General features: G+C 46.1%; 10 protein-coding genes. 5 read left to right on the top strand and 5 right to left on the bottom strand.

Annotated features, from left to right (window positions below):
• The first annotated feature begins 17 nt into the window (after window positions 1-17).
• Together MHI15_RS18705 and MHI15_RS18710 are read left to right on the top strand one after the other, a co-directional pair.
• Entirely contained in the window at window positions 18-1,517 is a 1,500-nt protein-coding gene (locus MHI15_RS18705; RefSeq protein WP_341164689.1) for a response regulator transcription factor, read from the top strand.
• Complete coding sequence (locus MHI15_RS18710; protein ID WP_341164690.1) at window positions 1,489-2,268, top strand: spermidine synthase; 780 nt, start codon at window positions 1,489-1,491, stop codon at window positions 2,266-2,268. The genes MHI15_RS18705 and MHI15_RS18710 overlap by 29 nt, the downstream gene beginning before the upstream one ends.
• Window positions 2,269-2,355: 87 nt before the next feature.
• Here the strand turns inward: MHI15_RS18710 and MHI15_RS18715 are convergent, their stop codons facing one another.
• From MHI15_RS18715 to MHI15_RS18735, 5 genes are all read right to left on the bottom strand, one after another.
• The gene (locus MHI15_RS18715; RefSeq protein WP_076194375.1) at window positions 2,356-3,243 is read right to left on the bottom strand and encodes a sugar phosphate isomerase/epimerase family protein; all 888 of its coding nucleotides are present in this window, start codon (window positions 3,241-3,243) and stop codon (window positions 2,356-2,358) included.
• A 36-nt stretch (window positions 3,244-3,279) separates the two neighbouring features.
• Entirely contained in the window at window positions 3,280-4,302 is a 1,023-nt protein-coding gene (locus MHI15_RS18720; protein ID WP_341164691.1) for a LacI family DNA-binding transcriptional regulator, read from the bottom strand.
• 68 nt (window positions 4,303-4,370) lie between these two features.
• The gene (locus MHI15_RS18725; protein ID WP_076105428.1) at window positions 4,371-5,948 is read right to left on the bottom strand and encodes a DUF3502 domain-containing protein; all 1,578 of its coding nucleotides are present in this window, start codon (window positions 5,946-5,948) and stop codon (window positions 4,371-4,373) included.
• Window positions 5,949-6,028: 80 nt separating this feature from the next.
• On the bottom strand, window positions 6,029-6,925 hold the full coding sequence (locus MHI15_RS18730) for a carbohydrate ABC transporter permease (protein WP_076105429.1): 897 nt from the start codon (window positions 6,923-6,925) through the stop codon (window positions 6,029-6,031).
• Window positions 6,926-6,953: 28 nt separating this feature from the next.
• Entirely contained in the window at window positions 6,954-7,898 is a 945-nt protein-coding gene (locus MHI15_RS18735; RefSeq protein ID WP_305953532.1) for an ABC transporter permease, read from the bottom strand.
• 643 nt (window positions 7,899-8,541) lie between these two features.
• Here MHI15_RS18735 and bglX point away from each other — a divergent pair.
• From bglX to MHI15_RS18750, 3 genes are all read left to right on the top strand, one after another.
• Window positions 8,542-10,701 carry a beta-glucosidase BglX gene (bglX, locus tag MHI15_RS18740; RefSeq protein WP_341164692.1) on the top strand — a complete coding sequence of 720 codons (2,160 nt, stop codon included), beginning with the start codon at window positions 8,542-8,544 and terminating at the stop codon, window positions 10,699-10,701.
• Between the two features lie 116 nt (window positions 10,702-10,817).
• Entirely contained in the window at window positions 10,818-11,786 is a 969-nt protein-coding gene (locus tag MHI15_RS18745) for a metallophosphoesterase family protein (protein ID WP_341164693.1), read from the top strand.
• A 186-nt stretch (window positions 11,787-11,972) separates the two neighbouring features.
• The gene (locus MHI15_RS18750; protein WP_036686897.1) at window positions 11,973-12,725 is read left to right on the top strand and encodes a 3'-5' exonuclease; all 753 of its coding nucleotides are present in this window, start codon (window positions 11,973-11,975) and stop codon (window positions 12,723-12,725) included.
• Window positions 12,726-12,878: the final 153 nt, after the last annotated feature.

Genomic DNA, 12,878 nt, shown 5'->3' on the forward strand with positions numbered 1-12,878 from the left:
GAGAGGGGCTGCTCAGATTGCTGCGTATTGCGATTGTGGATGATGAGATCTTAATCCGCGAAGGACTGGCCCGAATGATCAGTAAAGAAAGCGCCGAATTTCTGGTCATCGGCACCTACTCCGACGGAAAACATCTATTAGATAAGTTAAGCACACTTCAACTTGATGTTGTGATTACAGATATTCGTATGCCGCAAATCAATGGCTTGGAGCTGATTAAACAGTTAAAAGCCACCCATCCGCAGATCTACTCTATTCTAATGAGTGGATTTGTTGAATTTAATTATGCCCGAGAAGCCATCCGCAGCTCAGCTGTAGACTATTTATTAAAACCAATTAATAAAGAGCAGCTGTTCGAGCTGCTTTATCGGCTAGACAAAGAACGGCAGCTCGCGCGCGACAAGGAAGAACGCCACCGTTCCGGGCTTTTATTGACAGTCTTACATATCGAAGAGCCCTCTTCCCCTCTCCTATTATCCAGCCTTACCTTGCCCCAGCCTTATTTCTCGGTCTTTGTCCTCAAAGGGAGCGCCAGAGAAACCGTCTGCTCCTGCGCAGACAGTCTGCGGCAAGAGAAGGCGTTGAGCTTCGACAGCTTGGAGATTCAAAAAGGACTCTACGTCTGGATTGTATATTCTGCTGAGCCGCTGTCAGACAACGATTTAAAAGATATCGGTGACATTATGCGGATATCTGCACACGGAAAGATCCTACATGTAGGTACCAGCGGTTGTTATAATGAGGTATCCAAGCTTAGACAGGCATACCTAGATGCTAAACAAGCCTGCAACATGGGCATATATAATCCGGAGCCTGTACATTACGCGAATATTCAGAATATTCAACAGCCGGAGATGAACCTCCTGGATCACTTTAATACAATTAGAGGACCGCTGATCCATAACCTGCAGATTCTGAATGTGACAGGCGTCTTAGAATGGATTCATGACCTGTTCTCAGTGCTGAAAGCACAACAAGCCGGTCCTGACCAAATTCTCCGGATCTGTCGCTGGGTTGAAGAAACTGCACAAAAGGAACTGCAAGAATTCGAGGCCCGCAATAAAAGTGCTCCCGACCTCAGGTTGGACGACAGAATCGCGTCCAGTATGAGCTTTTGCGACATTGAGGAGATGTTTACCGCTCATTTCACAAACATTCTGACCGAAATCAGAACCCATCGTCTGGAGATGTCCGGCACAGCCATAGAAACCATAAAACGCTGGATATCCGCTAACTATAATCAGCATGCGGATCTGAACACTTTGGCGAATATGGTTTTTTTGACTCCAAGCTATTTAAGCAAGCTGTTCAAGCAAGAGACCGGACTTACACTGACGGACTATATCACGGAAATTCGGCTGCGCAAAGCCAAACATCTACTCAAGAATGCTCCGGACCTGAAGGTTCACGAGATTGGGGCAGAGGTTGGATATGGCGATCCTGCCTACTTCAACAAGCTTTTTAAACGTGTTGTCGGGGTTACACCCAATGAATATAAACGAATTAGTATTGTATAAGGAGATCGATCACTTGCATTCAGAGCTTCAAAGAAATAGCGAAAATCATGAAATAACCGTCTACGACACAACAGAACTATATGGTGAAAAAGGCTCCTTCCGTGTTATGCAGTTCTCGAATCATGCCACTCAAGGTGCGATGGATCTTAATGACCCGCAACGAGTTCTCTTTGAATATCCGCGGGCCATCATTCACTTCATGGAGTTCAACCTCCCTTCTTTTGAGGATGTTTTTCTTATTGGGCATGGAATTGGAACAATTGCCGGACATTTTCCGGACAAAAGATTTAAAGTAGCCGAGCTAGACAAACAAGTAGTCGAATTAAGCCGCCGCTGTTTTGGATATAGTCAAGATAACGTAGTGATCGGTGACGGACGTCAGATCCTTGAAGGCGAAGACCCGCAGGTATATGATTACATCATTTTGGATGCCTTTACTGCCGCTGGTACACCAAGGCATTTGATCTCCCGTGAATTTTTCAGTATTACCCGTTCGAAGTTGACCACAAGCGGATATATTCTCATGAATCTAATGGGAAAAGGTGAACATGACCCGCTGATCAACGCGATTTATACGACGCTAGCCGAAGAGTACGCCTATATCAGAGCCTTTTCCCTGCCTTCAGAAGGGGCTGCCGATATCCAAAATATCATTATGGTTGGCGGCAGCACCCCTATCCGCTTTCAAGCCCGCCATTTGGCTGGCTTCAAAGAAATACAGCTGGGACAAGGATATCTGATTCAGGATTAAATCAGGATTAACTATAAAAAATGACCTCATCCTCCACTTCACTGTGGATTTCGAGGTCATTTTTGGGTTGTTTTCATACGGCACCATTTAAACCGGATTAGGCACAAAGCTGCCACCACGGCAATATTTCAAGTAATTCAATGCATGCACCTGGCCGGTCATTTCCAGCTCATCACGATACACTGGATCATGCCAGCCTTCGATATCAATCGTACCTTTATAACCCGCTTGGCGCAGGATGGTGATTACATCTACCCAATTGGTATCCCCGAAGCCAGGGGTTCGGTCCCATACATAAGGTTTGGGGCCATGAATACCGTATTCCTTAACGATGTCCCAAGCGATGGTCGCATCCTTGCCATGCACATGGAATACTTTATCCATCCATTTGCGCAGCTGCGGAAGCGGATCAATCAATGCGATCATCTGGTGGCAAGGCTCCCATTCCAATCCCAGATTATCCGCCGGAACGGCATTGAACATCTTCTCCCAGGCCGAAGGATTGTGAGCGATGTTCCACTCTCCGCTCTGCCAGTTTCCGCCCATAGCGCAATTCTCAAAAGCAATCCGCAGGCCACGATCTGCCGCTCTCTTCGCCAGTTCTCCGAACACCTCTGTAAACTTCGGGATGGACTCATCAATGGACAAGCCTGGCAATCGGCCAGTGAAGCCGCCTATAATATCTGTGCCAAATAAATGTGCATGATCAATCAGCCGCTCCCAGCTGGCCAACGTGTCGGCATTGTCGCCGCTGCCTGCGAGCGGATTGCCATAGATGCCCACAGAAGAGATGACAAAATCATGTTCAGCAGCTAACTCCCTCAGTCGTGCAGCCGTTTCTATCAAATCGGTTTCGCCGGTGGTCTGCCAAAAATTCAGATTAAATGATTCAAATCCATGCCCCACAATTTGTGGAATGACCTTAACGGCTTCTCCACCACGAACAATCGTACCTATTCTCAGTGTATCTTGCATTTGGGTTCCACTCCAATAAAGGTTTATAGTGTGATCTTAACGAGGTTTAATCATCTTGCAGGAACCACGCTTGAGCAATACCGCATCATAGACAATATGCTGATGGTTTGAACGTCCGGAAATGAGGTCGAACAGAACACCTACACTGGATAAGGCCATTTCCGTACCCGGCTGGCTGATTGTATCAAGAGAAGGATGATAATATTCAGCCATCTCGATCCCGTCAAAGCCAATGATCGAAATGTCATCAGGGATAGATAACCCCGCGGTAAGCACCGCTTTGGCAGCACCAATGGCAATCGTGTCGGAAGCGGCAAATATAGCTGTAATTCCCTTATTCTTGTTGAGCAGTCTCCGCGTAGCATTAAATCCCGAGCTGGGACTGTATTCACAATCCTCAACCAACCCTGAATCATAGGGCAGACCCTGCTCTTCGAGTGCTTTTTTGTAGCCTAAATACCGCCGGTTGCCCGTGGTTTCATCCAATAATGGAGACTTGGCTAAAAAGCCGATATTCGTATGACCTAATGAGATCAAATAATTGGTAGCCTTATAGGCTTCCTTCGTTTCATTGATAATAACGCTGGAAAAAATAAGCGGGTTCACCTCCTGCGTTGAGGTGATCGTTGTCAGCACAAACGGAACCGTCAGCTGTTTGAACTTCTCTTCAGAATGATCATAGGTTCCACCCATGAAGATAATCCCACACAGATTCTTCTCCTTCACCAGTTGAATTGCAGCATTGATTTCATCGGTCCCATCCTCTACTTGCTGGATAAGAAACGGGTAGCCCCGCAGATTGACCTGCCGTTCAATTTCTCTGATCATATTAGAGAAAAAAGGATTGGTAATCCCCTTGACCATAAGTGCAATGTTCTTAGATTGTGTAGTTTTCAAATTCCGCGCGTTGGAATTGGGAATATAATTGTATTCCTTAACCACACTCATCACTTTCTCACGTGTAGACTTGCTCACCGGTCCCTTGTTATTGATTACCCTGGAGACCGTCGAGATGCCCACACCGGAAATCCGCGCGATATCCTTGATATTTACATCCACTTTACTCCCCCATTTATGGGTAAAGGAGCTATATCGAATTATAGCTCCCTTACACCCCTTAACTTTCTTTAGTTGACAGGAACAAACGCAGCCAATTGCTTCTCTACTTCGGCAATGACCTTGTCAACTCCTGCTTTTTTCAGCTGATCGCGGTACTCTGCAACAGCTGCTTTTGGATCTTTGCTTGTTTTACCAAGCATCAATTGAATACCAAGCTGTGAATTCACGTTGGAAATCGAAGCAATTTCAGTTGTAACATTGGTTGGATCAAAGCTGAAGCCATTGTAAGGATCATCGATAGCCACTTTATCCCATTCTGCGAATAAGGAGTTACGGATTGGGTTTTCTGTATCCGTAGGAACTACGAATTTGTCATTACGAAGTGACCAAGCAGCGAAACCTCCGCCGTCCGTTTTATCGTTGAAGCCTGCAGGCTGCTTTTTAACACCATTTTCCATAACATATTGTTTGCCTTCAATACCGTTTTGGATGAGGTTGTAGTAGCTTTCATCGGTCATGAACTTCTCGATCACCATCAGAGCGCGCTCTGGATTAGCTGAGTTCGTGCTGATTACAGTCGAGTTGTCAACGCCCATCTTACGTTTGATCTTCTTATTAGCTTCCGCAAAAGTAAAGAAGTAAGGATCTGATTCCGGTTGTGCCTTCAAATCCGCACCGTATTGGCCGATCCAGTCCTGAGCATGAGTCAAATAACCTGCGGAGTTAGCTGCTCTGAAGTTATCCTTGCTGCCTAGGGTCGCAGACAGCACATCTTTACTCCAGTAACCCTTATCCGCCCATTCACGCATCTTCACAGCCCAATCTTCAAATTCCTGAGTGAAGGCTGGATGGAAGACGGTCTTGTAGTCCTCTGGACTTTTGGTCACAAGATTCAGCTCATTCAAAGATATACCAGGAGCGTTAAGCCACATCCCTGTAGTATCTACGAGCATTCTGAACATATTGGCTGCATCTTCTGCCTTGCCGTTAATTGGTGGGAAGGACTCATTAGCAACCACATTATCCATGTATTTAACCATATCATCAATGGAAGTGATTTTGTCCATTCCATATTTCTTCAGCAAGTCAGAACGATAGGCATAACCGGCAGGTGTGTATTCGCTATAAAGACTTGGTACACCATAAATTTTGCCTTTGTATTTTGTATTCTCCCACACACTTTCCGGGATTTCCGCTTTTAGCTTAGGAGCAACTTTATCCAGCATATCTGTAAGGTCCACTAGAGCGCCTTCACTAGCCAATGTGAAATAAGACACTGGAGCTCCGGGAGATGCATGCGACATATCAAATTCTTCGCCTGAAGCAAATAGCAGCGGGTACTTAGTAGCGATATCCGGCCAGTCAATATACTTCACTTCAATCGTAGCGTTTAGATCAGCCTTGAGCTTCTTGTTAATCTCAGCGAGGATTTCTTTATTTTTAACTCCTTCGCTGCCCCACAGGTAGTACACCAGCTTAGCTTCCTTGGAAGTATCCACTCCGCCTGCATTGGCTGAAGCCTCTGGAGCTTTCGTGGCTGCCGGATCATTACTCGGCTCATTGTTGTTCTTGGATGTGCAGGCTGTCAGTGCTCCAGTAAGCATGAGGACAGCAATTAAAGAAGACGCGATCTTTTTACCTTTCATTTAGGTAAGCCTCCCTTTTCTCTTCTATTTATGAAACTTTCATTTATAATAAACGCTCTTCGAAAAGAAGATTGCGTCCATTAACCCTTTACAGCCCCGATGGTGAGGCCTGTTACGAAATAACGCTGTACAAATGGATACAGGAGAATAATCGGTCCAGTGGCCAGCACAGCTGTAGCCATCTTGATGGATTGCGTCGGAAGATCAGCAGTATTGATGACCGCTCCCGAGTTGATTAGCGCTCCTAAGTTCGTCTGATTGACCATTCGCTGCAAAAAGTATTGGAGCGGATATTTCGTCGGACTGTCAATATACAACATCCCGTTATACCACTCATTCCAAAAGCCTAGTGCTGAGAAAAGTCCAATAGTAGCCAAGGATGGAACCGCCAGCGGAATAAATATCCGCCAATAGATGCGAAAGTCACCAGCACCGTCAATGGTAGCGGATTCATATAAAGAATCCGGAATCGCCTTCATGAAATTACGCATCAGGAAGATGGACCATGCACCAACTACACCCGGAAGAATCATGGCGAATAAGCTGTCCTTCATATGCAGGTGCTTAACCATCAGGATGTATGTCGGAATCAAGCCGCCACTGAATAGTGTTGTAAAGTAAATCAAGAAGGAAAAGAAGTTGCGGTACTTGAAATCCTTACGGTTGAGCACGAATCCGGCCATCGACATCATAAACAGTCCGAGTACCGTACCCACTACGGTGATGAAGATAGTTACCTGATAAGCATTCACCAGCTGAGTAGAGTTGTTGAATAGCATCTCGTAAGCCTTAAAGGAAAATGCCTTCGGCAGCAGCTTGTAACCTTCACGAACAATTTCCTGCTCGTTCATGAACGATGAGGAGATCATCAACGCGAAGGGAAATAAACAGAAAAGCGCAAAGATAGCGATACAGATATAACTGACTGCTTTTATGAGAATGCTTCCGGAATCCTGTTTGATTGTACTCTTTTCCATATTTATCACCCCTGTTTCGTGTCTAGTCTTAGAACAAAGCGCTGTCCGGTTCTACCTTGCGTACAATAAAGTTAACTACAAGCACCAGGATCAGACCGAATAAGGATTGGTAGAAGCCCACTGCGGCACCCATAGAGAAGTTGAATTGTCCCACCAGTGAACGGAAGACATAGGTATCGATGATATCTGTCTGCGGATACAGTACAGAGTTCGTACCGATCAGATTATAGAAAAGGTCAAAGGATCCCTTGAGAATTCCACCCATACCGAACAGTAGAAGCAGAATAAAGGTTGGCTTCAGAATCGGCAAGGTCATATAACGGATTCGCTGCCAGGTAGTCGCTCCATCCATATAAGCTGCCTCGTACAGATCATGATTAATCCCTGTGATCGTTGCCAGATAAACAATCATTCCATATCCGGTACCCGCCCAGATCTTGAAAGCCACAATAATATATTTCCAGATGCCCGGATCGGAATAGAACTCGTAACGGTCTAGCCCCATTCCAGTTAACATCGTATTGATAAACCCGGAATTGAAATTGAATATATTGTAGGCAAACACACCGACGATAACCATGGAGATGAAATTCGGTAACAGGATAACGGATTGTGATATTTTTTTGAACCACTTGCCTGAGATCTCAGACAACATAATGGCAAATACTATTTGAATGATATTACCTAAAGCCAGAAAGACGATATTATAGAGCAGCGTATTCTTGGTAATATTCCATAGATCCCCATTTTGAACCAGAAACTCAAAGTTCTTAAGGCCGATAAAGTTACTTCCAAAAATCCCCTTATTGAGCTTGTAATCTACAAATGCGACGTAAGCTCCAGGCATTACAGCATAGTGAAAGATAACGAAATATACGATTACAGGCAGCAACATTAGAAAAAGAACTTTGTTCTTAATGACTTCCCGAACAATGTTTCCACCCACAAGCTTCAGTCTCGCCAAAGTGCCCACCTCCAATTTGAAAGATGCATTCAGTCACATGCATAAATTACCTTCCTTTCTTGTCCAGCAGCCAGAATAAAAACAGTTTGCCCAACCTTCATAAAAAAGTGTATCGAGTGTTGTAGAAACGTTTCCAGTGTTTCTGTAAAACTCTCTGTGTGAGAAGCATACTCCCAAAATGTATGCGCTGTCAATTCATTTTATTTTTGAATTACAAGTACTAAAGTTACATATTTCACGTAAAAAAATATAAATTAGCTGTTTTTCCAAAGGCGATTGACTTTTTTTGGTGTTCAGACTAATATCGAGGTGTATCGTTTGTGGAAACGTTTTTATACTTTTCTTTCATAGACATGTCAGTCTCCATATGTAACATCTTAATGATGCAATCCTCTTCTGATTTAATTTATGCCTCATCCCTGTATCCGAAGAGAGAAATGCTATGATTTTCACAAAAAATGAACCTGATTATAGCTCAGGCCCATTCCGCATCTCGGAGCTGTGTGCCAGGAGAGTTAACGGTTCACTCCCATCCTTATCGCCTATCTAACGTAAGTTTTGCTAATAAAATCATGCTTACGCTGCCCGGCGGGGAACTACACATCTATTTAACAAACTAACTTTCAATGCGCTCACGAGGAAGGAGTTAACCATGACTAAAACGTTTATCCAAGATCTTGTGAACGATATGACCCTGGACGAAAAGCTGGCCCAATTAACCCAGCTAGGTCCTCACTATTGGGGTTTGGACGATACCGTGGATTTAACCGGACCATTTAAGGAACTGAATATTAAGCCGCAGGTAATGGAGAGCATCGGAAGTGTTCTGAACGGTGTTGGAGCCCGGAATGTAATCGAGCAACAGACCCGACATTTGCAAACCAGCCGACAAAAGATTCCTCTGCTCTTCATGGCGGATGTCATTCACGGCTACCGGACCATCCTCCCGATTCCGCTGGCCATGGGCAGCAGCTTTGACCTTGAAGCCTGTGAAAGGTTTGCTGAAATCGCCGCCAAGGAGAGTGCGGCTGCCGGCATTCACGTCACCTTCTCGCCCATGACTGATCTCGTACGCGACCCGCGCTGGGGACGCGTCATGGAGACATCTGGTGAGGATCCCTATCTGAATGCCCGTGTCACCGAAAGTATGGTGCGGGGTTATCAGGGCAAGGACCTAAAAGAAAAAGGACGCATCGCTGCCTGTGTGAAGCATTTCGCTGGTTACGGTGCTCCCGAAGGCGGACGGGAATACAATACGGTGGATATGTCTTCCGGCGTATTGCGTGAGTTCTACCTGCCAGCCTATAAGGCTGCCGTAGATGCTGGTGTGGCCATGGTGATGGCCGCATTTAATACCATTGACCGTATCCCGGCAAGTGGTAATTCCGAGCTTCTTCGCGGGATTTTACGGGAAGAATGGGGCTTCAACGGCGTTACCATCGCCGATTTCAATTCCGTTAATGAGCTGATTCCCCATGGCGCCGCGATAGATGGCCGTGAGGCAGCCGAGAAAAGTCTGGCTGCTGGGCTGGATATTGAGATGATGTCCACTCACTATCTAAACCACGGCGCTGCTCTGGTCGAGGAAGGAAAGCTTGATATCGCCTTGATCGATGAAGCCGTCATCCGGGTGCTTGAGCTCAAGGACGCGCTTGGCTTGTTCGATAATCCATTCAAGGATGCAGATCCGCTGGTGGATGAGGCTCCGAAACCTAGCGCGGAGCATCTGCAGGCCGCACGGGAGCTTGGAGCTAGCTCAGTTGTACTGCTCAAAAACGACAATGATGCTTTGCCCCTTAAACGTGGCATGAAGATTGGTCTGGCTGGTCCTTTCGCCACCTCCATTCATGTGCTGGGCGGTTGGGCCGGGACAGAAAAAGATCCGGCTGTATCACTCTACACCGGCCTTTCGCAAAAAACATCTGCCGAAAATATTTTTACGGCCATGACTGGTGAGCTGGGAAGCATGCTTGAGGGTGTTTTTGATGTGGAGGATGAAATTGAAGACGCCTACCAGGCGCTGAAGGATTGTGATGTAATTCTCGCCGCTGTCGGTGAGAACCAGCAGGATACCGGGGAAGGCGGAAGCAAATCCAATCTCCGCCTATCAGCCAATCAGGAGAAGCTGATCTGGCGTCTGAAGGATACCGGAAAAAAGGTCGTCACCATTGTATTCAGCGGCAGACCACTGGAGCTGAAACCCGTTCTTGATGCCAGCGACGCTCTGCTGCAGGCTTGGTTTCTGGGTACAGAGTCAGGAAATTCGCTGGCCGATGTGCTGTTCGGAGATTATAATCCTTCCGGACGTTTATCGATGAGCTTCCCCTACTCGGTTGGGCAAATTCCTGTCTACTACAATGCTTATCAAACGGGACGTCCTTATGATCCTATGTATCCTAATGTGCGTTACGTGACCCGTTATCTGGACTGCCCAAATGACCCGCTGTTCTGTTTTGGTTATGGCCTGAGTTATTCCAAGTTTGCTTACAACAGCTTCAATGTTGAAGCTACGGATCGGGTGGTTGCCTCCATTGAAGTAGAGAATACTTCGGACATCGCCGGCAAGGAAACCATTCAGCTCTACATCCACGACGTCAGCGCAAGTGTCGTGCGCCCGGTCAAGGAACTGAAAGGCTTCCAGCAGATTACACTCGCACCGCATGAGAAACAGGTGGTTTCCTTCGAAATCACCAGAGAAATGTTAATGTTCTACGGAAAAGACGATCAGTTGGTCTTCGAGCCTGGGGAATATGATATTATGATCGGTAGAAACTCTGGAGATCATTGCACTCAGCGGATCTGGATCTGCTGACCTGCGTATAGCTATGCTTCTAACGACGTCAGCCCTTATTGCCCTCTTGGCGCAATGAGGGGTTGGCGCCTCCACAGCTTGCTATTCAATATTCGATAGTAAGGGAGATTATTCTAATGAGACACAGTTTATCATTTCAGCAAGATGGCACTTTTAAAATCGTACAATTTACAGATCTGCACTGGATGGATGGAAGAGCTGAGGATCAGCTTACCGAGGCACTGATGGAACGCATTCTGGATGCGGAACAACCTGATCTTGTGGTTTTCACGGGAGATCTTATTTACACGGGTCCTGTATCACCGGGAAACAAGGCATGCGAGCACCCCGCACAAGCTTTTCGTGAGGCTGTCGCTGCCGTGGAGAGATCCGGCATCCCTTGGACCTTTGTATTTGGCAACCATGACACAGAAACTCTGATTTCAAAGAGTGAACTGATGCAAATTGCCCTGGAACATCCCCACTGCCTGACCGAAGCCGGTCCAGAAGAGCTGGAAGGCTCGGGCAATTACACTCTTGAAATTAAAGATCAGGAGGACGACTCGGCTGCTATTTTGTATTTTCTGGACTCTGGCGGCTACTCCGAGTATGAGGATATCCCGGGCTACAATTGGATTGGGCGGAATCAGATCAACTGGCTGACGGCTGAATCTGCGCGGCTGAATCCGAAGACTGCTGAGAACAGGCTGCCTGCCTTGGCTTTCTTCCATATTCCAATTCCCGAATATCGGGATGTCTGGTCTACACAAGTCTGTCATGGGCATAAGTTTGAGCGTGTATGCTCACCTGAGGTGAACTCGGGCTTATTCTCAGCTTTGCTGGAAATGGGTGATGTGCTTGGCACCTTCTGCGGACATGACCATATCAACGATTTTAGCGGCAACCTGTATGGCATACGTCTTTCTTATGGCCGTGCTACCGGCTACAATACTTATGGACAAGAAGGCTTTATGCGGGGAGCACGCGTCATCGAACTGTTCAAAGGCACTCAAGACTTCAATACCTGGCTTCGTCTTGATGACGGATCCGTTATAAATGAACAGCCGATTCATATGCCTGAACCTGCTGCCGATTCAGGACATTAATCTTTTATAGGATTAAATTTTAATAGTGATTAAATGAACCAGTGCGCAGATGTTACGATGGTTCATTTTTTTGTGCAAATATTAGCTTGTCTCCATATTCCCCATTACATCACTTTTTTTGTTAAAATAGAGAAGTCGACGTATTAAGCACTACAGCGTCAGTCATGGAAACGGAGGCAAGTACCTGTGGATTATATTATTCTGGACATCGAATTCAACGGCCGTAAGTTTGCCAGCGAGCACCCTATGGAGGTCATTGAGATTGGAGCCGTCCGGTTAGACTCTTCACTGCAGTATAAGGATGAGTTTTCTTCCTTGATCAAACCTATATATTTCTCCACCCTGAATTCCTTTATTAAGAAAAAAACGGGTATCCCTCAAGAGGAAATCGATATTGCCGCCCGCTTCCCCAAAGTCATCACTGCTTTTAGAGAGTGGCTTGATCTAAGTACAGACGGAGTTCTGCTGCTTACCTGGGGTGGCGAAGACATGAAGCGAATCATTCAGGATGTGCGCATGCACAAGATGGACGAATCCTACTGGATGTCCGCTACGTATTTCGATTTGCTCAAAGGAGTTCTTCGTGCGCGTGGTCTTAGCAATGATGTCAGCGTGGAAAGCGCGATGGCATTGTTTGAGCTTGAGCCTACTGGATCTGCACACCGGGCGCTGGATGATGCACGGATGACGTCAGAGATCTTCCGCGCCGTGTTTAAGGATCTGGATTTTGAGCGTTCACAGCATTACGTAGATACCTTCTCCAATGCCAAAGAACGCAAAACAGTTAAGGTAGCCATAAAGGCTATGACCTCACAAAAAATTGTACCTACCTGGGACCTTGTCGTTGAACACTACTTCTCAGACAAAGCAACCCTTGCGGACCCTCGTAAGCTGGAGGAATTGCACAATTATTTCACAGCACAGATGGGCCATAAATAAATTCAAGCAGCAAAGCTTAACATTATAGACTTATTCATAGCAGCGGCAGACTTCCCCATGATCATTCAGAGGGTAGCTGCCGCTGTTTTGGATATGCTAAAAAAACCATTTGACCTTCACGTTACGTAAAGGTGTACATTTGATTTGTAGGAG

Origin of the sequence: Paenibacillus sp. FSL H7-0918, from assembly GCF_038007025.1 — a bacterium.
Taxonomy (GTDB): Bacteria; Bacillota; Bacilli; order Paenibacillales; family Paenibacillaceae; genus Paenibacillus_AQ; species Paenibacillus_AQ odorifer.

Bases quoted from the DNA above. Each gene is read 5' to 3' on its own strand.
- MHI15_RS18730 (WP_076105429.1), bottom strand. From the start codon at position 6,925: ATGGAAAAGAGTACAATCAAACAGGATTCCGGAAGCATTCTCATAAAA.
- MHI15_RS18715 (WP_076194375.1), bottom strand. From the start codon at position 3,243: ATGCAAGATACACTGAGAATAGGTACGATTGTTCGTGGTGGAGAAGCC.
- bglX (WP_341164692.1), top strand. From the start codon at position 8,542: ATGACTAAAACGTTTATCCAAGATCTTGTGAACGATATGACCCTGGAC.
- MHI15_RS18725 (WP_076105428.1), bottom strand. From the start codon at position 5,948: ATGAAAGGTAAAAAGATCGCGTCTTCTTTAATTGCTGTCCTCATGCTT.
- MHI15_RS18710 (WP_341164690.1), top strand. From the start codon at position 1,489: ATGAATATAAACGAATTAGTATTGTATAAGGAGATCGATCACTTGCAT.
- MHI15_RS18745 (WP_341164693.1), top strand. From the start codon at position 10,818: ATGAGACACAGTTTATCATTTCAGCAAGATGGCACTTTTAAAATCGTA.